This window comes from Advenella incenata (genome assembly GCF_004217095.1).
GTDB classification, from domain to species: domain Bacteria; phylum Pseudomonadota; class Gammaproteobacteria; order Burkholderiales; family Burkholderiaceae_B; genus Advenella; species Advenella incenata.
In genome coordinates this window covers 639,112-663,993 of sequence record NZ_SHKO01000001.1, presented here as the reverse complement: position 1 = coordinate 663,993, position 24,882 = coordinate 639,112, and the positions used below count along the sequence as shown (strand labels likewise).

The 24,882-nt window shown below is 53.5% G+C and carries 24 protein-coding genes and 1 pseudogene; 10 read left to right on the top strand and 15 right to left on the bottom strand.

Annotation, left to right across the window (positions count from 1 at the left end; genetic code table 11):
* Positions 1-11 precede the first annotated feature (11 nt).
* Complete coding sequence (locus EV681_RS02980) at positions 12-224, top strand: twin transmembrane helix small protein (RefSeq protein WP_128393863.1); 213 nt, start codon at positions 12-14, stop codon at positions 222-224.
* A gap of 242 nt (positions 225-466) precedes the next feature.
* On the opposite strand, the gene EV681_RS02975 is transcribed toward EV681_RS02980, so the two are convergent.
* The 5 genes and pseudogenes from EV681_RS02975 to coxB all read right to left on the bottom strand — a co-directional run.
* The gene (locus tag EV681_RS02975; protein ID WP_128393862.1) at positions 467-1,342 is read right to left on the bottom strand and encodes a cytochrome c oxidase subunit 3; all 876 of its coding nucleotides are present in this window, start codon (positions 1,340-1,342) and stop codon (positions 467-469) included.
* A gap of 31 nt (positions 1,343-1,373) precedes the next feature.
* Positions 1,374-1,598 carry a DUF2970 domain-containing protein gene (locus tag EV681_RS02970; protein WP_014749294.1) on the bottom strand — a complete coding sequence of 75 codons (225 nt, stop codon included), beginning with the start codon at positions 1,596-1,598 and terminating at the stop codon, positions 1,374-1,376.
* A 29-nt stretch (positions 1,599-1,627) separates the two neighbouring features.
* Positions 1,628-1,738 carry a cytochrome oxidase small assembly protein gene (locus EV681_RS22665; protein ID WP_226817222.1) on the bottom strand — a complete coding sequence of 37 codons (111 nt, stop codon included), beginning with the start codon at positions 1,736-1,738 and terminating at the stop codon, positions 1,628-1,630.
* A gap of 9 nt (positions 1,739-1,747) precedes the next feature.
* A complete protein-coding gene (gene ctaD, locus EV681_RS02965) occupies positions 1,748-3,349 on the bottom strand; it encodes a cytochrome c oxidase subunit I (protein ID WP_128393861.1) in 1,602 nt (533 codons plus the stop codon).
* 88 nt (positions 3,350-3,437) lie between these two features.
* Positions 3,438-4,250: pseudogene (gene coxB, locus EV681_RS02960) on the bottom strand (cytochrome c oxidase subunit II); the annotation flags it as partial.
* Positions 4,251-4,501: 251 nt separating this feature from the next.
* Here coxB and EV681_RS02955 point away from each other — a divergent pair.
* From EV681_RS02955 to EV681_RS02930, 6 genes are all read left to right on the top strand, one after another.
* Positions 4,502-5,365 carry an NUDIX hydrolase gene (locus EV681_RS02955; protein ID WP_128393859.1) on the top strand — a complete coding sequence of 288 codons (864 nt, stop codon included), beginning with the start codon at positions 4,502-4,504 and terminating at the stop codon, positions 5,363-5,365.
* Positions 5,343-6,041, top strand: coding sequence for a PhaM family polyhydroxyalkanoate granule multifunctional regulatory protein (locus EV681_RS02950; protein WP_130303274.1), 699 nt, complete (start codon positions 5,343-5,345; stop codon positions 6,039-6,041). The genes EV681_RS02955 and EV681_RS02950 overlap by 23 nt, the downstream gene beginning before the upstream one ends.
* Positions 6,042-6,130: 89 nt before the next feature.
* Positions 6,131-7,507, top strand: coding sequence for a bifunctional UDP-N-acetylglucosamine diphosphorylase/glucosamine-1-phosphate N-acetyltransferase GlmU (gene glmU, locus EV681_RS02945; RefSeq protein WP_130303273.1), 1,377 nt, complete (start codon positions 6,131-6,133; stop codon positions 7,505-7,507).
* A gap of 4 nt (positions 7,508-7,511) precedes the next feature.
* Entirely contained in the window at positions 7,512-8,924 is a 1,413-nt protein-coding gene (locus tag EV681_RS02940) for an MFS transporter (RefSeq protein WP_130303272.1), read from the top strand.
* Entirely contained in the window at positions 8,914-9,717 is an 804-nt protein-coding gene (locus tag EV681_RS02935; protein ID WP_130303271.1) for a glycosyltransferase family 2 protein, read from the top strand. Before EV681_RS02940 ends, EV681_RS02935 begins: the two co-directional genes overlap by 11 nt.
* A 21-nt stretch (positions 9,718-9,738) precedes the next feature.
* Complete coding sequence (locus EV681_RS02930; RefSeq protein ID WP_130303270.1) at positions 9,739-10,806, top strand: glycosyltransferase family 4 protein; 1,068 nt, start codon at positions 9,739-9,741, stop codon at positions 10,804-10,806.
* Positions 10,807-11,118: 312 nt separating this feature from the next.
* On the opposite strand, the gene EV681_RS02925 is transcribed toward EV681_RS02930, so the two are convergent.
* Positions 11,119-11,580 (bottom strand): Lrp/AsnC family transcriptional regulator, encoded by a 462-nt coding sequence (locus tag EV681_RS02925; protein ID WP_128393853.1) that lies wholly within the window; start codon positions 11,578-11,580, stop codon positions 11,119-11,121.
* Positions 11,581-11,828: 248 nt separating this feature from the next.
* Between EV681_RS02925 and glmS the strand changes: the two genes are divergently transcribed.
* Complete coding sequence (gene glmS / locus EV681_RS02920; protein WP_130303269.1) at positions 11,829-13,661, top strand: glutamine--fructose-6-phosphate transaminase (isomerizing); 1,833 nt, start codon at positions 11,829-11,831, stop codon at positions 13,659-13,661.
* Positions 13,662-13,812: 151 nt separating this feature from the next.
* On the opposite strand, the gene EV681_RS02915 is transcribed toward glmS, so the two are convergent.
* The 4 genes from EV681_RS02915 to EV681_RS02900 form a co-directional block, all read right to left on the bottom strand.
* Positions 13,813-14,313, bottom strand: a complete 501-nt coding sequence (locus tag EV681_RS02915) for a P-loop nucleotide/nucleoside kinase family protein (RefSeq protein ID WP_128393851.1) — start codon at positions 14,311-14,313, stop codon at positions 13,813-13,815.
* The gene (locus EV681_RS02910; RefSeq protein ID WP_128393850.1) at positions 14,314-14,712 is read right to left on the bottom strand and encodes a YybH family protein; all 399 of its coding nucleotides are present in this window, start codon (positions 14,710-14,712) and stop codon (positions 14,314-14,316) included.
* 485 nt (positions 14,713-15,197) lie between these two features.
* Entirely contained in the window at positions 15,198-15,977 is a 780-nt protein-coding gene (locus EV681_RS02905; RefSeq protein ID WP_128393849.1) for an aldolase, read from the bottom strand.
* Between the two features lie 31 nt (positions 15,978-16,008).
* Positions 16,009-16,995: a Bug family tripartite tricarboxylate transporter substrate binding protein gene (locus EV681_RS02900; RefSeq protein ID WP_242612121.1), complete on the bottom strand. Its 987-nt coding sequence runs from the start codon at positions 16,993-16,995 to the stop codon at positions 16,009-16,011.
* 156 nt (positions 16,996-17,151) lie between these two features.
* Here EV681_RS02900 and EV681_RS02895 point away from each other — a divergent pair, with 156 nt between their 5' ends.
* Complete coding sequence (locus tag EV681_RS02895) at positions 17,152-17,820, top strand: helix-turn-helix domain-containing protein (RefSeq protein ID WP_242612120.1); 669 nt, start codon at positions 17,152-17,154, stop codon at positions 17,818-17,820.
* A 114-nt stretch (positions 17,821-17,934) separates the two neighbouring features.
* On the opposite strand, the gene acuI is transcribed toward EV681_RS02895, so the two are convergent.
* From acuI to EV681_RS02880, 3 genes are all read right to left on the bottom strand, one after another.
* A complete protein-coding gene (gene acuI / locus EV681_RS02890; protein WP_130303267.1) occupies positions 17,935-18,921 on the bottom strand; it encodes an acrylyl-CoA reductase (NADPH) in 987 nt (328 codons plus the stop codon).
* 90 nt (positions 18,922-19,011) lie between these two features.
* Complete coding sequence (locus EV681_RS02885) at positions 19,012-19,965, bottom strand: Bug family tripartite tricarboxylate transporter substrate binding protein (RefSeq protein WP_130303266.1); 954 nt, start codon at positions 19,963-19,965, stop codon at positions 19,012-19,014.
* A 48-nt stretch (positions 19,966-20,013) separates the two neighbouring features.
* Positions 20,014-21,222 carry a CaiB/BaiF CoA transferase family protein gene (locus EV681_RS02880; RefSeq protein ID WP_128393846.1) on the bottom strand — a complete coding sequence of 403 codons (1,209 nt, stop codon included), beginning with the start codon at positions 21,220-21,222 and terminating at the stop codon, positions 20,014-20,016.
* A gap of 140 nt (positions 21,223-21,362) precedes the next feature.
* On the opposite strand from EV681_RS02880, the gene EV681_RS02875 reads away from it, so the two are divergent.
* Entirely contained in the window at positions 21,363-22,283 is a 921-nt protein-coding gene (locus tag EV681_RS02875) for a LysR family transcriptional regulator (RefSeq protein WP_128393845.1), read from the top strand.
* A gap of 375 nt (positions 22,284-22,658) precedes the next feature.
* Here EV681_RS02875 and EV681_RS02870 read toward each other — a convergent pair whose 3' ends face one another.
* A complete protein-coding gene (locus EV681_RS02870; RefSeq protein ID WP_130303265.1) occupies positions 22,659-23,849 on the bottom strand; it encodes an amidohydrolase in 1,191 nt (396 codons plus the stop codon).
* Positions 23,850-23,882: 33 nt separating this feature from the next.
* Complete coding sequence (locus EV681_RS02865; protein WP_165392923.1) at positions 23,883-24,869, bottom strand: Bug family tripartite tricarboxylate transporter substrate binding protein; 987 nt, start codon at positions 24,867-24,869, stop codon at positions 23,883-23,885.
* Positions 24,870-24,882: the final 13 nt, after the last annotated feature.

Below are 24,882 nucleotides of genomic sequence, written 5' to 3'. Positions count from 1 at the left end.
GGAGTTAACCCATGCGTATCTTTATCGGACTCGCCTTTCTTGCGATCATAGGCAGTCTGGCATCGGCCTTTTTCTACCTTATGCGCGACAAAGGCACAACCAATCGCACAGTCAACGCACTTACCCTGCGTATTGCACTGTCCATTGCGCTGTTTCTGTTCGTCCTGTTTGCCCATTACATGGGATGGATCGACAGCACGGGCATTGATCAGCCTACTCGTTAAAACGGCGTTCCGGAACACGGCCCGGTTACACGCCCAGGGGCTGGTCAGCGCGTTTTTACCCGCGTCAAACCAGCCTGAGCCAGCTTCAATGCAAGCCTGTTGTGGGCACCGCTATGCTATCAACACCACGTTAAACATCATACCGCCAATGACTGCGCTTTGCTGTAACAGCACCCCGTTGCGCTGAAACAGCAAAGGGTCGGTTTTCCGACCCTTTGCCTTTTATCGAACCGCTGGGTAAATCAGAACCAGTAAACGAACAGGTACAGACCCAGCCAGACCACGTCCACAAAGTGCCAGTACCAGGCAGCACCCTCAAAACCGAAGTGATGATCGGCAGTGAAGTGACCGCGAATCAGGCGGATCAGAATGACAGTCAGCATGGTTGCACCGAGCAGCACGTGGAAGCCGTGAAAGCCGGTGAGCATATAAAACAGTGAACCGTAAATACCGGAATCAAAACGCAGATTCAGTTCGGAATAGGCGTGAATGTATTCCTCGGCCTGGAAGAACACAAATGTGAAGCCCAGAACAATGGTAATGAACAGCCACAAAATAGCGCTTTTACGATGGTCGGCACGCAATGCATGGTGAGACAGGGTCAGTGTCAGGCCTGAAGACAACAGCAACAGCGTGTTGATTGTTGGCAGCCAGAAAGGACCTACTGTTTCAAAATGACTTACGATGCCCGCTGGACCCAAGTTGGGCCACTGGCCGGTAAAGCCGGGCCACAGCAGCAACTGGTGATCCATGTCGCTCAGCCAGGGCGTAGTCACTTCACGCGCATACCAAAGCGAGCCAAAGAAAGCGGCGAAGAACATCACTTCAGAGAAGATGAACCAGCCCATACCCCAGCGGTAAGACAGGTCGATACGCTTGCTGTTCATGCCCGCCTCTGATTCACGGATGGCATCGCCAAACCATTGGTAGAGCACGACAAACAGGGCAAGCAGCCCAAACAGTACGAGATACTGCCCGTAAGGCACTTTGTTAATCCAGGTCACCGCGCCGATCAAAATGATCAGCATTATGGCACTTGTCTTAACTGGATGGGCCGAATCGGCCGGCACGTAATAATACGGTGCTTCTTTTACCTGAACCGAGTGGCTCGCACTCATAATGTTCTCCCTCATGGAACGCTTTGACCAACTAGGTGAGGCTGGTTATCGCCCAGCGCGCCACCATCACCAATAAAATAATAAACAGGACTGTCGCTATGATGCCACCCAGGATCAGATGTACCGGATTCAACCGGGAAATGTCATCCTGATAGCCCGAGCCGCGGCGCACGCCGAACAGCCCCCACAGCACTGCTTTCATGGTCTGAAAGAAGTTGAGCTTTCTCTTGGACAAATCCCGTAAATCTTCACTCATAGCTACATCCTTCCCATTTGTCAGCGGCGTTAAGCCGCGGACAGTACATGACCGAAAATCGCCCACAGGAAGATTGCAACTACCAATCCGGCCAGGATCAAACCAACAATCCTGTTCCTACGTTTTTGCTCTGGTGTCATAACGCGATGTTACTTGACAACAGGCGGCGTTTCAAAGGTATGGAACGGCAGCGGAGATGGCAGTGTCCACTCCAGTCCTTCTGCGCCTTCCCATACCTGGGCAGTCGCAGTCTCGCCAGCGCCACGATATGTTTTCAAAATGATGTACAAAAACAGCAATTGCGAGAATCCGAACCAGAAGGCACCGATAGTGGCGATCTGGTGGAAGTCCGTAAACTGCGGTGCGTAATCGACATAACGACGCGGCATACCGGCCAGTCCCAGGAAGTGCATCGGGAAGAACGTCAGGTTGAAAGACAGCATGGTAGACCAGAAATGGATCTTGCCCAGTTTCTCGTTATACATACGGCCTGTCCATTTTGGCAGCCAGTAATAGGTACCAGCAAAAAGGGCAAACAGCGATCCGGCTACCAGCACGTAGTGAAAGTGAGCCACAACATAATAGGTATCGTGTACAGCGATATCAATTGGCGCAACGGCCAGAATCAGACCGGTAAAGCCACCCAGGGTGAACACGAAAATAAAGCCGACGGAGAACAGCATGGGCGTTTCGAAGGTAAGCGAACCGCGCCACATGGTAGCAACCCAGTTGAACACTTTCACGCCCGTAGGAATGGAAATGAGCATGGTTGCATACATGAAGTACAACTGTCCGGTCACCGGCATACCCGTTGCAAACATATGGTGGGCCCAGACGATGAACGACAGCACGGCAATCGCGGCAGTCGCATACACCATGGACGCATAACCAAACAGGCGCTTGCGTGAGAAGGTAGGAATGATGGCCGACACAATACCGAAGGCCGGCAGAATCATAATATACACTTCAGGGTGACCGAAGAACCAGAATATGTGCTGATACAGAACCGGATCACCACCAGCAGCGGCGTTGAAAAAGCCTGTGCCAAAATGACGGTCGGTCAGCAACATGGTAACAGCAGCAGCCAGCACCGGCATAACAGCGATAAGCAGGAATGCCGTGATCAGCCATGTCCAGCAGAACAGCGGCATTTTCATCAATGTCATGCCAGGCGCGCGCATATTCAGGATGGTCACGATAATATTGATCGCACCCATGATGGACGAGGCACCCAGGATGTGCACGGCGAAAATGGCCATGTCCATGCCAGGACCCATTTGCAGCGACAGCGGTGCGTAAAGTGTCCAGCCGGCAGCAGTGGCGCCACCAGGAACAAAGAACGAGCCGGTCAGCAAAATGGCGCCGACAGGCAGCAGCCAGAAGCTAAAGTTATTCATCCGCGCAAAAGCCATATCGGACGCGCCGATCTGCAACGGAATCATATAGTTGGCAAATCCAACCAGAGCAGGCATGATCGCACCGAAAATCATGATCAGGCCGTGCATGGTGGTGAACTGGTTGAACAGATCAGGCTGGAAGAACTGTATCCCCGGCTCAAACAGCTCGGTACGAATCAGCAACGCCAGCGCGCCGCCCTCCAGCAGCATGATGAACGAGAATAACAGGTACATCGTACCGATATCCTTGTGATTGGTGGCGAACAGCCAGCGGCGCCAGCCCGTTGGGGCTGCGTGGTGATGGTCATCGTGTCCGTGATGATCAGGAGCGTGACCCACTACTGTACTACTCATTTTTGACTCCTTGCCTGCTGCGTGCCTGGCTTGCAGATATCACAGGCGCAATATTGCGAATATAAAGTTCCGAATGTCATTTTCATTGTGCTGCTACTTTCTGCTGCTCTGCAATCCACTTGTCATAATCCTCTGGAGAAACGACGCGGACTACGATTGGCATGAAGGCATGGTTCTGACCACACAGCTCGGCACACTGGCCGCGATAAGTACCCACCTTGTCGGTGCGGAACCAGGCATCACGCAGAAAGCCGGGAATGGCATCCTGTTTCACACCAAGCTCAGGTACAAAAAATGAGTGAATGACGTCGTCGGCAGTGATCACGACGCGGACTTTCTTACCTGCGGGAACAACCAGTTCGTTATCCACTTCCATCAGGTAAGTATTGGATTTCTCGGCGCGGCCTTCGATCTGATCGTAAGGCGTTGTCATATTGGAAATGAAATTGATACCCTTGGCCTTGCCATCCAGGTACTCGTAACCCCATTTCCATTGGTAGCCGGTTGCCTTGACTGTGATATCAGCGCTGCTGGTATCTTTCATTGCAACCACGGTTTTCGTTGCCGGCAGGGCCATCGCGATCACGATAATGAACGGAACCACTGTCCAGGCCACTTCCACGCCCATGTGCTCATGGAATACGGAAGCCTTGAAACCCTTGGATTTGCGGTGCGCCCAGATTGAGTAGAACATGACGCCGAAAACGGCAATAAAAATTACAGTACAGATAATCAGCATCATGATGTGCAGACTGTACATGCTTTCGGCTATTTCGGTGACACCCTTATGCAGATTGACTTGCAATACCTTAGGACCACCTGGCATATCCTGGACCTGAGCCCACGCCGTACAGGCTGGCAGGAGCGCTCCAAGACCAAGTAAACCTTGCAACTTCTTCATGTTGACCTCATTTTTGTGCGCTGTTCCGTTTTTTCGTATGAAACTGATCGGATCGCGCCTGATTATCGTAGCTGACGGCAGCCGCATAAAAAGCGAAGCAATCATAACCCTTTGCGGTACAGGATTATACCCAAGACGCCTTAATCTGTGTCAAAGATAGTTCATTTAACCATATAAAAGCGACAGCGAACCTGCCTGCGAACTTTTTGCGAATACAATCGTTGCATGTTTGACACGACATCGATGCAACTTTGAACCGAATCCCCGCCCTTTACGCAGCCCTGTTGCAATCCATACAGGAAGTGCCGCCCGAATACTCGCTGCCGCTGACCATTGCCGGCAAACTGGCCGGCTTTATTACGCCGCAGGCGCTCAAGGCCATTGGCCATCTGCCGCAAGTGCGCACCACCGCGACCGCCGTACACTTTGTCGATCCGGGTACGCCCCGCTTCGAACTGGAGCCAATGCTGGCCGATATCGCCATTATTCTGCGCGATGCGGGCCTGCTTAAAACCTGGCGCGATGAGCTGCTCACAGTATATGCCGAAGGGGAAGATCTTGCAAAAATGGAGCGTGCTGCCATGCGCCCCCTGGGACTGCTGACCCATGCCGTTCATTTGAATGCCTGGACGCCGGACCTGCAACTGTATATAGCAAAACGCGCCATGACCAAAGCCAGTGATCCGGGCATGTGGGATACGCTGGCCGGCGGCCTTGCCAACGGTTCGGAAGACTTTGAACACGCGCTGCTGCGCGAAACCTTTGAAGAGGCAGGGCTCAATGAAGACGTGCTGACCTGCCGTACGCCATTGCGCACGCTATTGCGCATGCACCGTCGCCTGCCCGAAGGCTACCAGGTCGAGGACATTTTGGTCAGTGACTGCATCCTGCCGCCTCACGCCACGCCGCGGAACATGGACGGCGAAGTATCTGAGATTCGCATCGTCAGCCAGCAGCAGGCCGTGCAAATGATTGCCGACAGACAGATCACACTGGAAGCTGCACTTGTTATACTGGAAGGCATGCTGAGCCGTACATCCGAAACATTGCTCGCGCGGTTTCGCGCGCAGCCGCAAAATCAGGGAGAACCTCATGACAAGCAGCAACCCGTTTGATCGGCCCGGCCTGGGGCCGGACAGCGCCAGCAATCCCATCATGCAAAGCCTGGACATGATGAGCAAGGCCTGGCAGCAGTTTGCACAAGTTCAGCAGGCAAGCAATCCGGTCTTTGCCATGCCCCCCGCCCTGAACCCGGAAGAACTGGACAAGCGCATCCAGGAACTCAAAAGCATAGAAAGCTGGCTGACCATGAACCTGTCCATGCTCTCGGGCACCATTCAGGGACTGGAAATCCAGCGCGCCAGTATTCATACCTTGAAGACATTTGTTGACACCCTGCAGACGCAGAACCAGGATCGCTCGCTGGACGACCTGTTCGGCTTGAAAAAGTCGGCACAGCCCGATGCGGCAACACCCACGCGCACAACCACCACTGATCACGAAGAAAACACGACGGCCCACGACAACGCCGGTTTTGCCAACGATTCGGTCAGCCAGGCATCGCAGGCCTGGTGGGACATGCTGCAGGGACAGTTTACCCAACTGGCCCAGGTAGCGACCCAGGCCACGCAGGCAATGCACAAAGAGCCCTCCCCCGTCAAAACGCCGCCCGGCCCCGGACCCGATGAGCCAGTAGAGCCGCAGGAGCCGGTCAAGCCGGCGACAAAAAAACGCGCGACGGCCAGCCGGCCCGCGGCAAAACGCAGCACGGCAGCACGCCGCAGTTCCTGATACTTACAAGCTAACGGGGAAGGCATAATCACTTCCCCATTTTTTTATCGCCCCCTTAACTCATTTCAAACTTTACGACACGTCTATCTATGTTAAATATCGTCATTCTCGCAGCAGGTATGGGTAAACGCATGCAATCGGATCTGCCCAAAGTATTGCATACTCTGGCTGGCAAGCCCATGCTGGCGCAGGTCATCGACAGCGCCCGGCAACTATCCCCCGATCGCATCATTGTCGTGGTCGGACATGGCGCCGACGCAGTCAAGAAAGCCTTTGCCGACCAGACCGACATTGAATACGCCCTGCAACAACCCCAGTACGGGACCGGCCACGCAGTCCAGCAGGCCCTGCCGCTGCTGGTTGGTGGCGAACAGGACTCCGATACCACCATCGTACTGTATGGCGACGTGCCCCTGGTGCAGCCGGCCACGTTAAAGCGCCTGTTGCAGGCGCGCGCCGATGGCATGGCCGTACTGACCGAAACACTGCAGGACCCGACAGGGTACGGACGCATCGTTCGCAACGAAAGTGGCCAGGTGCAGCGGATCGTCGAACACAAGGATGCAACCGAGCAGGAACATAAAATCTGCGAAGTCAACACAGGCATTCTGGCGGCTCCCACCGCAAAGCTGAAAGACTGGCTGAGCCGCATTAACAACAATAATGCGCAGGGCGAATATTATCTGACCGATACCATTGCACTGTCGGTCCAGGACAACGTACCCGTCAATGCCGCCCAGCCCGATGCAAACTGGGAAACGCTGGGCGTCAACAGTCGCGTACAGCAGGCGCAACTTGAACGAGCCTGGCAGGCCGAACAGGCACAGCGCCTGCTGGTCCAGGGCGTCACGCTGGCTGATCCGGCCCGCTTTGACCTGCGCGGCACGCTCGACTGCGGACGCGATGTGTTTATTGATGTCGGCTGCGTGTTTGAAGGCAAGGTTACCCTGGCCGATGGTGTACGCGTGGGCCCACATTGCGTTCTGCGCAATGTGACGCTGGGCGCTGGCACCCAAGTAGAGGCATTCAGCCATTTGGAACAGGCCAACGCTGCCGAGAACGTCAAGATCGGCCCCTATGCGCGACTGCGCCCGGGCACAGAGCTGGCGGCAGAGTCTCACGTAGGCAATTTTGTCGAACTGAAAAAGACCACGCTGGGCCAGGGCAGCAAGGCCAACCACCTGAGTTACCTGGGCGATGCCGATATCGGTGCACAGGTCAATATCGGCGCAGGCACCATTACCTGCAATTACGATGGCGTGAACAAATTCAAAACCATTATTGAAGATGGCGCGTTCATTGGTTCGGACACGCAACTGGTCGCTCCTGTGACCGTCGGCAAAGGCGCAACGCTGGGCGCGGGCACCACGCTAACCAAAGATGCACCGGCCGACAAACTCACACTCTCGCGCACCCGCCAGACAACCGTGGAGAACTGGACACGTCCGACAAAGAAACAAGATTGATGGCATGAACCAAGCCCCCACCCGCAATCCCGACACGCCAGCCCCGGCGGCAGCACCCAGAAATTCTACCGGCCTGCCGGCCCCGGCCCGTCAGTGGGCTGCGGGCGCACTGCTGTGCTGCATTGGCGTCACTGTACTGGACGCCAATATCGCCAACATCGCCCTGCCGACGATTTCAAGGGAACTGAATGTGGGCGAGGCCGATTCGATCTGGATCGTCAACGCCTATACGATTTCCGTGATGGCTACCCTGCTGCCACTGTCAGCAGTAGCCGAGCGCGTCGGTTTCAAGCTCATGTTTCGGCTGGGGCTTGCGCTTTTTACCATTGCCTCCCTGCTGTGCGCGTTGTCCGGCAACCTGCATAGCCTGGTGGCCGCCCGCATGCTGCAAGGGCTGGGGGCCGCGTCCATGATGTGCCTGTTTGGCGGACTGGTGCGCCACATTTATCCGGCTCACAAGCTGGCCGCAGGCATCAGCATCAACGCCATGACGGTCGGCGTCATGTCCGTCGTTGGCCCGTCGGTCGGTGCTGCCATTTTGTCAGTCGCCTCATGGCAGTGGATCTTCGGCTTTACCGTGCCTATCTGCCTGTTTGCCATGTATGCCGCCGGCTATTTGCCGGAAGCGGCCTCGCGCAGCAAAGGTCGCTTCGATTACCTGAGCGCCGTACTGAATATTTTTACCTTCGCGCTGTTGCTGATCGGCCTGGATGCCATCGGCCGCAATCCCGGCCGAGGCCTGTTCATGCTGGGCCTGGCTGCCATCAGCGGCTATGTGCTAATACGACGTTCACTGCCGCAGGCAACGCCATTGGTGCCGGTTGACCTGTTTCGCTTTCCGATATTCAAGTACGCCGTCATCGTTTCTGCGCTCACCTTTACTGCGCAGATGATATCCATGCTGGCGCTGCCTTTTTATTATCAACACAATCTGGGCATGCCGCTGCAAAAGGTCGGCCTGCTGTTCGGGGTCTGGCCGGTCGGCAGTGTTGTTATCGCGTCGCTATCGGCAAAGCTATGCCGATATTTCAAGGCCTCACTGCTGGCTGGCATTGGCGCCGCCCTGATGGCCATCGGCATCATTGCCCTGATGGCGCTGCCTGCCGATATTTCCCTGTGGTATTACGTCGCTCCCATGTTTGTGGCCGGCATGGGTTTTGGCTTTTTTCAAACACCCAATAACCGCGCCATGCTGCTGTCCACCCCCTTGAAGCGCAGCGGCGCCACCGGTGGCGTACAGGCAACCACCCGCCTGTTCGGCCAGGGTATTGGCGCAGCCTGCGTGGCCATCAGTTTTCATGTCGATCCGGTACGCGGCCCCATGTATGTCATGGGCTTTGCCAACGCACTGGTTATAATCGCCGTTATCATCAATCTGTTCCGCTATATAAAAGGTCTCGACACCGATGCCTGCTGAAGCAGCCCATCCCACCCGACGCGTCACACTGGCCGTTGCGCTGATCGTCAAGAACGAAGCGCAAAACCTGGCCGCATGCCTGGATTCGGTCGCAGGCTGGGTCGATGAAATCGTGATCCTGGACTCGGGCAGCACCGATGCCACCGAACAGATCGCCCGCCGTTACACGCAGGCTTTCTACAGCAGCACCGACTGGCCGGGCTTTGGCCCGCAACGGCAGCGCGCGCAAACGCATGTGACCGCCGACTGGATCCTGTGGCTGGATGCCGACGAACGCGTCACACCAGAACTGCGCGCCAGCATTGAAGCGGTGTTGCAAAATCCTCCCGACAACACCATATACCAAGTAGCAAGACTGAGCTGGGCGTTCGGCCAATTCATTCGTCATTGCGGCTGGTATCCCGGACATGTGGAACGACTGCATCCCAGGGCCCTCACGCAATACGACAAGGCCCTGGTACATGAATCGCTTGTCCTGCCACCCGGGGCGAAACTGGAAACACTGCAAGGCGATCTGCTGCACTTTACCTACGCCACGGTCGATGAGCATCTGCGCAAATCAGCAGGCTATGCCATTGCCTGGGCAGAACAGCGGGAAGCCGCCGGCAAGAAGGGATCGCTGGCAACCGCCACCTTGCATGCCGTCGCGCGTTTTTTCAGAACCTATTTCCTGCGCCTGGGTATACTGGATGGCAGGGCCGGCTTTCTGCTGTCGGTCATGGCTGCGCAATCAGTATTTAACAAGTATGCCTGCCTGTGGTCACGCACCCGGCAGGCCAGGCCGCCCGGCTGACTCGATACCATCACAAACATCATGAAGATCCTGCAGATCAATTTCGAAAAAGGCTGGCGCGGCGGTGAACGCCAGACGCTCTACTGCATGCGGGCATTCCGGGATGCCGGCCACCAGGTGAGCCTGCTGGCCCGTGACGGCCAGCCACTGGCACAGGCTGCACAACAGGAAAACTTTACGGTTGTGACACGCCAGCGACCATTTGAACAGGCACTGTATCTACTGCGACATGCCCGCGACTTCGACATTGTCCATGCACAAACCGCAGGATCGCTTACCTGGGCCGCCATCACCCGCCGTTTTTTTGGCAAGGCCCGCTTGGTATTCACCCGCCGCACCTCCCTGCCCGTCAACCCGCAACGACAATGGCGCACCTTAAGCAAGTGGCGCAAGGCGGATCTGTTTGTGGCCATCAGCCAGATGGCTGCGGCCGAACCCCGCCGGCTGGGAATCGATCCCATCCTGATTTCCAGTGCGATCGAGCCCAGGCAGATCAACACAGCGCATGCGCAGCAGGTCCGTGACGAATTTGCGATTGGCAACAAAAAGGTGCTGGCCACCAGCGCCGCGATGGTTTCCGTCAAGGATCCACTCACTCTGATTCGGGCCATCGCCCGCCTGCACGCGCTGCGTCAGGACTTTATTTTCCTGCACTTTGGCGCCGAGGGCGATTGCTCAGAACAAGCCCGGGCGCTGATCCGGGAGCACGGCCTGCAACAGGTTTATTACCTGGCGGGCTTTCGCCAGAATATCGAAGACTTATACAGCCTGTTCGATATTTTTGTCATGGCCAGTCGTGAAGAAGCGCTGGGCAGCAGCGTACTGGATGCGTTCGCTTTGCGCATACCCGTGGTATCGACCAATGCCGGCGGGCTGGCAGAACTGCTGGACGAGGAACGCGGTTACCTGTGCGAGACCGGCAATGATGAACACATGGCCGCCGCTATGCAACAGGCGCTGACGCATCCCATAGAGGCCAGCGCACGCGCCGACAAGGCATGGCAATACGTGCAGGATCACCATGATATAGGCCGCATGAGCGCACGCTATCTGGCGCAGTTCGAGAAATTAATCGGCCAGGGACGATAGCACCCCACAGATCGTGCATCGAGGTGAATGCAGCGCCTCGTTAGGTGTTGAAAAACATCTATAGAGTAATAAAGCGATCATTCATCGCTCGCCATGATCGCCGTCACATCATGGCCCCGGCTTCATCACCAGCCTGCTCTCTTTAACGCCACCCGGCGCTTATAGCCGACACAGCCTGCATCACTCAAGTGGCAACAGTGCCATTGGTCACCACCGTCATGGCATCGGATTCCGCTTCAATTGCATTCGATGATGCTTCATTGATGCATTACCCATCCATTGCCTCGTGACGCTTGCGCTGCGCTTCACACCTCAATCAATGGCAACCTGCGTTTCGAACTTGCTTCGATGGACCGAGAAAAAACTGCGCACATTCCGCACATTTTTCTGCGCGGTAAAAAAGCGGTGTACCAGCGCATGATAGGCTGGCATATCGCGAACCTGCACAATCAATACGAAATCGGGACCGCTGGATACCCGGTAGGCCTGAAGAATGCTTTGCTCGTGGGCCACGCGCTCTTCAAAATCGCTATAGGCTTCTGCCGTCTGCACATCCAGCGTAATTTCAACAATCGCCGTCAGCGTGGTGGCCACCAGGGCCGGATCTACGATTGCCACGGTTTTCTGGATAATGCCATGCTCATGCAATTGGCGTACGCGTCGCAGGCAAGTAGGCGCCGAAGCGTGCACCCGCTCGGACAACGCCTGGTTGGTCAGGCTGCTATCCTTTTGCAGTTGCTGCAAAATACGTTTATCCAGTTCATCAAGTTCCATTTTTGTCCTTGAAAGCGCACTTTCGAGCTGCCCTTCATTTGGCTCACTGTGAGCAGGCAGCCACAAATTTGCGTCTTATTACAGCTTTGTAATGAAATATAATTTCATATTTTAATATAAATGAAATATAACGTCGTTTTCATTCGTAAATGAATTAATATTTCATATGAATATCAAATTAGAACATTAATTTCTTCACTTGAGGCGCACAATACGTTTTTCCTATTCAGAATAAATGGAGTAAACGCATGTGCGGAATTGTCGGCGCTGTGGCGCAACGTGACATCACACCAATTCTTGTCGAAGGCCTTAAACGGCTCGAATATCGCGGTTACGATTCTTGTGGTGTTGCGGTGCATATGGACGGCGAACTACGCCGCACCCGCAGCACACAACGCGTAGCGGAACTCGAAACCCAGATCAAGGAAGATAATATCGCCGGCTTTACCGGCATTGCACATACCCGCTGGGCCACCCACGGCGTGCCTGCCACGCGTAATGCTCACCCGCATTTTTCCGGCCCTGCCAATGGCAAACCCCGTATCGCACTGGTTCACAACGGCATTATTGAAAATCACGACGAACTGCGTGACGAACTCAAGGGCCACGGCTACGTTTTCGAAAGCCAGACCGACACTGAAGTTATTGCCCACCTGATTGACCATCTGTATAACGGCGACCTGTTTGAAACAGTACAGCAAACTGTACGCCGCCTGACCGGCGCCTACGCCATTGCCGTATTCTGTCACGATGAACCCCATCGCGTGGTTGGCGCACGTCACGGCTCGCCGTTGATTGTTGGTCGCGGGGATAACGAGAATTTCCTGGCTTCTGACGCATTGGCGCTGGCCGGCACCACTGACAAAATCGTCTATCTGGAAGATGGCGACGTCGTTGACCTGCAGTTGCAGAAAATCTGGATTGTAGACATCAACGGCAAAGCCGTGGAGCGCAAAGTCAATATCGTGCACGCGCATACCGCCGCCGCCGAATTGGGTCCCTATCGCCACTATATGCAAAAGGAAATCTTCGAACAGCCTCGCGCCGTGGGCGATACCATTGACGGTATCGAATCCATCGAACCTGAACTGTTCGGCGATGATGCTGCAAAGGTTTTCAAGGAAATAGACAACATTCTTATCCTGGCTTGCGGTACCAGCTATTACGCTGGCCTGACCGCCAAGTACTGGATCGAGTCCATTGCCAAAATCGCAGTGAACGTGGAGATCGCCAGCGAATATCGCTATCGTGATAGCGTCCCCAACCCCAAGTCGCTGGTCATTACCATTTCCCAGTCTGGCGAAACGGCCGATACACTGGCCGCGCTCAAGCACGCACGCACACTGGGCATGGAAAACACGCTGACCATCTGCAACGTGCAGACCAGCGCCATGGTACGCGAATGCAAGCTCAATTTCATTACCCACGCCGGTGTGGAAATTGGTGTCGCCTCGACCAAAGCCTTTACCACCCAGCTGGTTGGCCTGTTCCTGCTAGCGCTGACCATCGCCAAGGTCAAAGGCCGGCTGAACGATGTACAAGAGAACCAGTACATCAAACAGCTGCGTCACCTGCCTACCGCGATTGGCGCCGTGCTTGCGCTGGAGCCACAGATCATCGCCTGGGCCGACCGTTTTGCCAATAAGGAAAACGCCCTGTTCCTGGGACGTGGCATGCATTACCCAATTGCCATGGAAGGCGCGCTCAAGCTCAAGGAAATCAGCTACATCCACGCTGAGGCTTATCCTGCAGGCGAACTGAAACACGGCCCGCTGGCATTGGTGACAGAACAAATGCCGGTGGTCACCATCGCACCGAACGACGAGCTGCTGGAAAAACTCAAATCCAATATACAAGAAGTGAGCGCGCGCGGTGGCGAGCTGTATGTGTTTGCCGATAGTGATTCAAAAATCAAGCCCAGCGAAGGCATGCACCTGATTCACATGCCAGAGCACTACGGTAAACTGTCTCCGATTCTGCATACCATCCCGCTGCAACTGCTGTCGTATCACACGGCGGTAGCCCGTGGAACCGACGTGGACAAGCCAAGGAACCTGGCCAAGAGCGTGACGGTGGAGTAAAGGGAGGCTTACTATTGCGAGTACAAATAGGTAATTAAAAATCAATATTTAGCCGTTTAAAGAGCCAAGTTCTTTAAACGGCTTTTTTCTTGCCGTGTGATTTTTTCTACGGCCCTGATCCGAGCTTGGCTTGCACAGGTTTTTATGGCACTTACCTGCCGTGGTCCAAGTGCACGGCGCCATGTTTAACGAGATTAAATCTTTCCTCAACCTTTGGCGTGACAAAATGGCGAGTCATCAGTTCGAAATCAGCGTCGCTGACTGCGAATTCGTGCATACCTTCAGCGTTGCGTTGGCATAACCGTGACTTGCATATTTCGTCCGGCATATCCAGATAATGTAGTTGATGATATACGCCTGCTCGCTCAAAAATATGGCGCATCCACATACGATTGGGAATCGTATTTGCAGGGAAATCCAGGGCCACGGAAACGCCAGCCAGCAGAAGATGCTCTACATGTAACCCCATCGCACTTTGCAACTGCGCGCTACGTTTAACATAATCGGAAACGTCTTTTATTTCGCCCACATACAGGCGACTTAACCAATGGTCCTCGCTAATGAGCACTGCATTATGATCTCGGGCAATATTGGAGGCCAACGTAGACTTTCCGGAAGCGATCTTCCCACAGAACAAATGAAGCGTTGTCATTTATCTCTCCCCGAGAAGATCTGTTCCGTATGAATTGTCAATTACGCACAACCAGCCGCCCTGACCATCTTTACGAAATACATAAGTAGCCCGTCTTGAAATTGCGGTTGCCATACCCGTCTTATCAATCGTATCCAATTTGGTCTCCATGATGACCAATGCGGTATCTCCACCCTCTATAACCACCATTTCGCCCTGGGTGACTTTGATACTGTGATTAAAGTAATCTGCGATAGCTTCAAATGCCTTGCGAATGTTTGCCTTGCCCTGTACGTTCATACCAGGTTTGACCACAAGCGTGGCATCATCGGTATAGAAATCCATTAATGCGTCGAAATTTTCCTCAGTAATGGCATGATCTGCCGAGGCAATGAGTCTTTTAAGCTGGTGTGAAGACATGTGAAACGCTCCTGTATGGGTCGAGACGGCCAGAGACAGGAAATAAAAAACCCGCCTCTTGGCGGGTTGCTTTGAAAATGAAAATGCGCTATCCCACCATTTGGTTAATGGTGATAATAATCAAAGAGAAAGGGGCGCATAAATTCATGAACAAATGATGCTTGATCAGCTTGTATTTGTCAATCTTTTAGTAAACATGCTGACCCGCAATTAATTTGGCAACAAGTCATTCTCTTAGCGATAAGTGATCGCCGGATACCCTTAAGCGTCATATTTTTTGATAATTAACTACATCCTCTTAAAAAATGCATGCTTTTACTTATCTTCCAGCCCAGTGAGGTACATGTGAGCTGATGCTCCGTCTGAAGCATCAGTATGCTACTGTTTTACAATCGTGATATACATGTTGATCCGTATATTGTCATTCAGAGACGCTTCGTAAAGCTCTGAACGACAATATGAGTGGCCTGGCAGAGCATATCGCGTTAAAACGGGTGCAGCATTTTTTCAGCACGGCGTGCGTAGTAAGCAAAAGTGGCTTGCGTGCGACGTGGCGTATTGATCCATTGCTGTGCTTCATGGCCTAACTCTGGAGATATGGGCTGTATCGTTCCGGCCGCCATGGCCAAGAGCTGGAGACGGGCCGCCCGCTCGAACATCACACCAAGAACACACGCCTCCTCAACGCTGGCTCCTGTCACCAGTAATCCGTGATGCGCCAGGAGAATAGCTTTTTTCTCTTTTAGCGCGCCAGAGATAATCTCTCCTTCTTCATTGCCCACTGGTATTCCTGGCCATTTTTTCAGGAAAGCACATTGGCCATATAGCACGCATGTATCCATATGCGCTATTTCAAGAGGTACTTCAAGCATGGAGAGGGCCGAGACATGAGGCGCATGGGAATGCACAATACACTGAACATCAGGTCGTGCACGATACAACCAAGAATGAAAGCGATTAGCAGGATTGGCCATCCCCTCACCCTGTAATACATTCAGATCCTCATCGATCAACAACAAATTTTCCGACGTTATTTCGTCGAAACCCAGACCCAGTCGCTGAGTCCAGTAGGTACCTGGTTGTTCTGCCCGGGCAGTTATCTGGCCGGACAACCCCGAATCATGACCAAACGCAAATAATGTCCGACAGGTCTGGGCAACCGCCTCGCGAGTCGACATTTTTTGGGAATTTAAATTGGCCTCCATGCTTTTGAGGGCTGAATTGACAATGTCAGATTTGCCAAGTTGCATAGTGTCTGCTGCCATCATTATCTCCTGTTACAGTTAAAGATTGTGATCATTGTTTGGTTGAGGCTAACGGTTTAGCCATGATTTTCTTCCATTTATCATATTCGGCAACGACAGCACTGCGAAATGCCTCAGACGTCGAACTGGCTGTTGTAGTCCCTTGGTCGGACAACAAGTGGACGTAATCCGGGTCTTTCAAGGCTTGCCGTGTCGCCTCATTCAATTTGTCGGCTATCGGTTTTGGCAAGCCCGCCGGACCGATTAATCCAGATATTGATCCAGAGAGAATATCAGGGTATCCCAACTCTGCAGTAGAGGGAAGATCAGGAGCGCTGCTGATTCGCGTGGTGTTCGCCAGGGCAATTGCGCGCAATTTCCCGGTTTTAACAAATGGCATAACGACGGGAGTTGCCTCCATGGTCATGTCTACCTGCTTGCCAACCACACTCGTTACCGACTCGGCCCCACTTTTGAACGGCACATGCAAGAACCTGGATCCAGTGTGTTCCTGCATAATGATCATCCCCTGAAATGGAGAGCTTCCAATACCAGCGCTGCCAAAGCTGATGCTTTCTGGCTTATCGTTTGCCAGAGCGATCAGTTCCTTCAAGGAGTTTGCCTTCATCTCCGGATTGACGGCTATCACGTGCGGCGTTGAGGCAACGGAAGAAATATAAGTAAAGTCTTTAAGACTATCAAAAGTTATATCAGCAGTGATATGCGGATTGACGGCAACAACGCCCAGCGTAGTGAACATGAGGGTGTAGCCATCTGGCTTGGCATGTTTAAGTCGTCCTGCGGCGATATTGCCTCCTGCTCCGGGCCTGTTATCAACAATGATTGGTTGTTTAAGTTGATCTGAAAGTACCTTGGCAGTGGCCCTTGCCACTAAATCTGTGATCCCGCCCGCGCCAAAAGGGACAATCAGCGTGATGGGCCCGGACGGGTATGCAGCAAATGCCGCAGAAATGCCAAAAACATATACTGCGACAGAACGAGCCAGAACGCCAATCCCGGCCTTGCCTATTTTCATCATGGTTATTCTCCTAATATATTTTTGTATTGGGTACTCGCGCTACATCGGACACTCGCAGCAATTATGACACTCGAGTGTCATATATGCAACCATTATGATATTTAGGACACGATAATTGTTTTACAATAAACGGACAACCTAGATGAAGAGAATGCAGTGCGAACAAAAATGTCACCTGACTCACAAGCCACAAGAACACGAATTAGCAAAAAAAAATCGCCCGACCAAAATTTTTTAGCCGAGCGACTCTCCGTTTTTCGCAAGCTCAATGGGCTTAGCCTGGAGCAGGTAGCAACACGGGCAGGAATTACCAAAAGCTATCTTTCAAAACTGGAGCGCGGCCTGTCTTCACCCACAATTGCCACTTTGCTCAAGCTGGCGCAAGCTTTGGGTCGAAGTGCCGAGCAGTTGATTGGGCAGGAGGCACAGGATGACGATATCGTTTTAGTGAAAGCGGGCGAGCGCATCCCATTTACCCGCTCAAAAGAGCGTGAAGGGTATGTTTACGAAGCCATCGCTGCCAGCCGCACACAAAAGGCCATGGCGCCTTTCATAATGACGCCACCAATATCAGTCAACGAAAAAACAGATCTTGCGAGCCATGCAGGTGAAGAATTTATCTTCCTCGTAGCTGGTGTTATGGACGTAATATTTGAAGATCGTGTAGTCAGGCTCGAAACTGGAGATTCTCTTTATTTCAATGCATCAATCCCACATAGGTCCAGATCAATAGGCAAGCCCGCACAGGCATTGGTTGTCGTGAGTATTCCCGATACCAACATGACAGAACAACAGCAGATATCGATCACCGTGCAAAAATCTTGATGATTGCAATTGGGTACCTGAACGATTCAAGTCAGGCAAGAAAAAAGACCGGGTGTTAACAAAGCAAAAACTTGGCACGTCGCATGGGTAGTACTCCGTGCGACGCAAGGCAATTCAGCGATTTACATCCACCACCACCCGGCCGCGCACTTTTCCAGCGAGCAATTCACTGGCCAATGCAAGTGTCTGCTCCAGCGATACGATTTTCTGGCCGATCACCGCCAGTTTGACTGGATCGAGATTGCGAGCAATCGAATCCCAGGCAGCCTGGCGATGTTGGCGAGGACAATACACACTGTCAATGCCCGCCAGGGTAATGCCACGTAAAATGAACGGCGCTACCGTAGCCGGAAAATCCATTCCTTGCGCCAAGCCGCAAGCGGCGACAATGCCGCCATATCGCGTTCCCGCACATACATTGACCAGCGTATGGCTACCCACACTATCGACAGCGCCCGCCCAGCGCTCCTTGGCCAGCGGTTTGCCGGGCGCGCTCAGTGTATTGCGGTCGATAATGTCCACTGCGCCCAGACGCTGAAGGTAATCTGCCTCTTCGGGCCGGCCGGTAGATGCCACGACACGATAGCCCATTGTGCTCAGCAACGCCACCGCCACACTACCGACGCCGCCCGCTGCACCCGTAACCAAGATGTCGCCGTCGCCGGCCTCAAGGCCATGTTTTTGCAGCGCCATCACACAAAGCATGGCGGTGTAGCCGGCTGTGCCGATAGCCATCGCCTGCTCGGATGTAATGGCTTCCGGCCGCCGTATCAGCCACTCGCCTTGCACTTTCGCCTTCTGTGCCATCCCACCCCAATGTGTCTCGCCCACGCCCCATCCATTCATGATGACGGCATCGCCTGCTTTGAAATCGGGATGCCTGCTTTCCCGTACTGTGCCAGACAGGTCTATACCCGGAATCATAGGAAATTGGCGAACAACCGGTCCCTTACCGGTAATGGCCAGGGCGTCCTTGTAATTTAACGTGGAATGCTGAACGTCGATCAGGACGTCCCCTTCGGGCAGTTGTGCCGTGTCCAATCTGGTGTGAACAGCGCGATACCCCTTTTCGTCCTTCTCTATTACCAATGCGTTAAACATTTTCGCTCCTGTGATATTACGATTTAATTTTGTACCATCCACCGCCGCCGCGCGCGCAGTTTTAACCTTGTGCCCATGCTGCTAAATATATTAGTCAACCGTCAAAGCTGCCTGGCGCACGCCATTTCCCCAGCGTTCGTACTCAGCGGCCATGAACCGACGAAACTGCGGCGTTGGCATCGTGCGCGGCACGGCGCCTAACGCGGCGTACTTGGTACGCACCGCTTCCGACTGGATTACCTTCATTGCCGCCTTGTTCAGCCTGGCCACGCGATCTGGCGGCACTCCCTTAGGCATCATCAGGCCAAGCCACGCGCTGAGCCTGAAGTCACTTACTCCCAACTCGGCAATGGTCGGAACATCCGGGAAGGCCGGCAATCTTTCAGAATAAGTCGTCGCCAGAAGCCGTAAGTTGCCAGCACGTATCTGTGTCTGGGTGACGGCCACGGTATCGATGGCTGCCTGGACCCCGCCGCCAACAACATCTGCCATCGAGCGAGCACTGCCCGAATAGGGTATATGCGCTATTTTCATCCCCGTACGCTGCTTGAGCTCTTCCATTCCCAAATGCGACAGCGTTCCATTACCCGACGACGCATAGTTCAATTTACCCGGGCGATCTTTGACATAGTTAATCAGTTCCTGATAAGAATGCGCAGGCACCTTGGGATTGACGACCAACAGCATAGGGAGATCCGCCACCAACGCTACGGGCTCGAAATCACTAAGCGTCGCGTAGCCCACATTTTTATAAAGATGAGGATTGACCACCAGAGAAGCCAGCGCTGCCAGTACCATGGTGCGGCCGTCCGGCTCGCTGCGCTTGAGCGCCGCCAGGGCCACGCTGCCGCCTTGGCCTGGTCGATTTTCCACAATGAAGTTTTCCTGTAGTTCACGTGACAGTTCCTGCGCAAGCAGGCGTGCAACCTGGTCTGTCGCCTGCCCTGGCGGAAACCCAACAATAATCTTATTTACCTTATCGCTTTGCGCCTGGGCGATTGAAGCGGCCATCGCCATCACCAGGCAAAAAATCAGCTTTTTCATCAATAGTCTCCTTCATTTGTTGTAGACCTGATCTCGTTCCGTTGCCGTCTATATCACACCCTGATGGCGCATTTCTTCAATTTCCTGATCGTTAAAGCCCAACGAGGCATAAACGGCCTCGTTATCCTGCCCGATACCTGGCCCCGTGCTATGAACCCTTCCTGGTGTTTCGGAAAAGCGCGGCACCACACATTGCATACGCACCGGCCCCAGTTCGTCGTCGTCCACAGTAACGATGGCTTCGCGTGCTTGAAAATGCGGGTCAACCATGACGTCCGACGCATCGTAAATGGGTGAAAAACCGACATGTGCGCGATCCAGCCGTTGCTGCAGTTCCTGAAGTGTCAGGCTGGCGATGCGCTCGGAAAGCATGCCATCCAATACCTCTCGATGAATGACACGCGTGGGATTGTCCACGAAGCGGGGATCCTCCAGCAAAGCCGGCAGATCCAGGGCATGGCATAACCGTTCGTAAATGCTTTGGGTGGATGCAGCAATGGACGCCCATTTACCATCCTGAGTGCGATAGATGTTGCCGGGAGCCGCATACTGACTCAAATTGCCCGAACCGACCCGCGTTGCTCCCAACTGGTCATATTCGATGGCGAGAAAATCCAGGGTCCGTAGCATGGCTTCGGTAACAGAGACATCAATTTCCTGACCGCTGCTTTGCGGCTGCGCGCGCAAGCGACCGAGTTCAGCCAGGATGCCGATCGCGCCGAACAGGCCACCGACCGCATCCGAGATGGGATAACCCAGATGCAGTGGACTGCCTCCCTCCTCGCCGCACATGCGGGTAAAGCCGCTCATTGATTCGAAGACGCGCGCAAAACCGGGACGGTTGCGATAAGGACCTGTCTGCCCAAAACCGGTTACACGCAAGATAATGAGACGTCGGTTAATACCATGCATCCATTCCTTGGTAATACCCCAGCGGTCCAGGGTATCAGGCCGAAAGTTCTCGACGATCACGTCCAATTCTGGCAAAAGTCGTTCCAGCACGGTTTTCGCGCCCGCCTTGCGCAGATCAAGCGTTATACCGCGCTTGTTGCGATTGGTCACTTTCCACCAAAGGGGAACGCCATTCTTGTGCGGCGCCAAATCGCGCAGGCCGTCGCCTTTGCCAGGCAATTCCACTTTAAGGACTTCTGCCCCCAAGTCTGCCAGCAACGTCGACGCATAAGGCCCTGCTATAACCGTCGACAAATCAAGAATACGTAAACCATGCAGCGGGCCGTGAGCGTTGTCAGAAGTCAAAATTCTTGTTCCCATGAAGTTGTAATCTGTAGACGATTCTAGGGCGTTTCATATATGATGAATGCGCAGTTTCGGGATACCAGATATGTGATTTATGCAATTCTGCCCACAGCTCAAAACAAACAGGAAAACAACCCGATATGGCCGATGCCGTCGACTCCTCCATCGCAGTTACAGGCTTGAAAGCCGCTATCCGGGTAGCCAGCCATGGCAGTTTTTTGCGGGCCGCCATCTCGATGGGCGTCTCGCAATCCCAATTGAGCCGACGGGTGGCCGGTCTGGAGAGCCGTTTAGGCCAAAAACTCTTTCATCGCCACGGTCGTGGTGTCGCCTTAACCGATTTCGGGCAACGCATCATGCCGCGCGTTCAATCCCTGATAGCCGAACTGGAAGCTTTCGATGCTCTGGTCTCTGATACCCGGGCGCAACTATCTGGAGACGTCACGGTTGGCGTCATTCCGTTGGTGTCGCGCCATTTGGCATCCAGCCTGGTACGCCGTCTGCAGTCCACGCATCCGGGCATCCGGCTGCGGATGTTGGAAGCCTACAGCGGGCAGGTCGAGGAATGGTTAAGCTCGGGGCGCGTTGATATTGGTGTGTTCAATCGCTACGGCGGTGCCCAACCGGTTTATGCCGACCCGCTCATGCGTGGACAGGTGTCAGTCATCGGCACGCCGGATCACCCCCTATTTCGGCAGAAGGATATTCCCTTTAATGTTCTGCAGGGAATTCCAATCGCCATGCCAGCCCGTCCCAATAGTCTTACAGACCACATCCTTGGCGCTGCGGCTAATCACGGAATCTCGCTCAATATTGCCCTGGAAGCCGGTACCTCATCACTGATCCAGGAAGCCATGCTGGCCTCCGGCCTTGTCACCCTGTCCCCTGCCGGCACCTACGTCAAAGCCATCAGCAACAACCAGTTAACTGCCCGTCACTTGTGCAGCCCCAGCGTGCAGCAAACCACCTGGATCGCGACATCCAGACAGCATCCATTGACAGCAGCCTCGCGTGCTGTAGAAAAATTCATCAAAGAAATTTTGTATACGTCGACACAGTGACAGGTGGACAACAGGTACAGAAAAAATGCCAACTGTGTTTGAAGCATCGCGCCGGCACCCAATCGCCGAAATTCATACCTATTTTGGCGATTTTTTGCGCCACTTACGCAGCACGACGCATATCATCTGGACACAGAGACAATAAATGGCGACTAAAACAGGACTGCTAACTTCGGATCTCCCACCCATCGCTCAAAGAAGGTTCTAATTTCAATCAAGAGAAATATTTGCGGCCTTGATCACTTCGGTCCACCGTTTTAACTCGAAGTCGACCAACTCTTTGCAATCCTTGCTAAGTGACTGTTAATGCTTGGTTTATTAGTCGCTATCCTCACTCTCGGAATGGATCTGACACGCATCATGAGTGAATCAACTTTACGATCCGAAACGTTTTCTGACCAAATGCCCCCAGAAAGCGGCGCCTAGTAATAAATTTTTATCGCAAAAGTCATAAGTCGGACTATGCAATGCACTCTTCTGCTGTCCTGGAATGTGATTACCGATCCATCCGTAAGCGCCAGGCACGCTTTCCAGCATATAGGCAAAATCTTCTGCCGTAAGGGCCGCAGGCAGCTCGAAATGTGCCGCCTGCGGTCCCACCACGTCTTTCATTGCCTCGAACATGAACTTGGCTTCGACCTGATCATTGTTCGTAGCCGGGTAGCCATACTTGATCTTGACCTCCGCATTTGCAGCATGGGCCAGCGCGATGCCAGTCGACACGCGATGCAAGCCCTCTACCAATACCGCCTGGGTTTTCGCCGTTAGCGTACGACATGTTCCGAAAATCTTCGCTTGGTCCGGAATAATATTCTCCATGATGCCAGATTCTATTTTTCCCAAGGTCAGCACGGCCGCATCCTGCGGATCTTTACTTCTGGATATTAGTGTCTGGAGCTGGCCGACGATAGCGCACGCTATAGGTATGGGATCAATTGCCTCATGTGGTAACGCGCCATGCCCTCCTTTTCCGCAGATAATAATTTCAAAACGTACAGAAGCGCCCATGATGGGTCCCGGCCTGACCGCCATCTGGCCATGAGGAAGATCTGGCCAGTTATGGAGCGCAAAAATAGCGTCGCAGGGATATTTTTCAAACAGACCGTCCTCCATCATGGCCTTTGCACCCGCTCCGCCTTCCTCGGCAGGCTGAAAAATCAGGTGCACCGTTCCATCAAAATCATTATGGGAAGCCAACAGTTCGGCCGCGCCAAGTAACATGCAGACGTGGCCATCGTGCCCACATGCGTGCATTTTATCTGCCACTTTGCTGGCGTGTTCAAATCGATTATGCTCTTGCATGGGCAACGCGTCCATGTCGGCACGCAGTCCGATTGTGCGACCTGGGTTTGCGCGATCGCGGCCGAATCCGTGAATTGTTGCAACAATGCCGGTCTCACCGATTTTATCTTCATATGGAATATTCAGAGTATCCAGATGCTCGACGATGAGGCTGGCGGTATTGACCTCTTCGTACTTAAGTTCCGGGTTCATATGAATTTTTTTCCTGAGCGCCTGCAGTCTTTCCAGATGAATGACCTCAGATGCCAAACGCACCAATTCCATTACTATCTCCTTGATGGAACTACCTGACCATGCTCAATCTAATGAGATATTTGCAGACTTGACTACCTTCGCCCAACGCTTACTCTCAGTATCGAGCATATTTTTGTAGTCAGCACCGCTACCCATCACCGGCTTTCCAAATTGCTGGCCGAATTTCTCGCTCACAGTCTTGCTCGAAAGCGCCTTGGCAAGAGCGCTATGTATACTTTTTTGCACACTGTCACTTAAACCGGCCGGACCGACCAGTCCATATTCGCCACTCAGATACACGTCGGGCAGACCGACTTCGGGCGCACTGGGAAGTTCCGGGAGCCACTCCATCCGCTCTTTATCCACTGCAAACAACGCTCTTGCCTTGCCTGCTTTGACCATAGGAAGAATGCCGGCTGCATCACCAATGAAAATATCTACCAGGCCACTCAGCAACTCCTGCAGCGCCGGCGCTGCGCCTTTGTAGGGTACGTGCAAGAGTTTGACTTGCGCAGATTGCTCGAAAAGGGAAGTCAATACGTGTGAGGTACTACCAACTCCTGTAGAGGCATATGAAAATGCACCGGGCTTCTCTTTCGCCTTAGCGATCAGATCAGCAATATCGTTTACTTTCACATGGTTGCCGATAATGAACACATTAGGCGTTGCAACCACGTCCCCAATGAACGTCAAATCTTTGTCGGTATCGAAAAGGACTTTCGAGGTCAGCAATGGAAGAAAAACAGTTGCACCCATGCCGGCCAAGCCGAAGGTATAGCCATCGGGCTTTGCTCTTGCAACGTACTGAATGCCCAATGCCCCTGACACGCCGGGTTTGTTGACAACGATGACGGTTTGCCCCAATTCCTGTTGTAGCGCAGAGGCAAGAATTCGTGCGTAGTTGTCTGAAGGCCCCCCTGGCGGAAATGGAACAACCAGTTGAATCGGTCGGTCAGGATAGTTCGCCCTTGCAAGGCCGGGCGTTAGAACCGCGAGGGCGCCCAATCCTCTGATTGCGCCGATCAGCGCCCTTCTTCTTTTAATATCCATTACACTCCTCCTT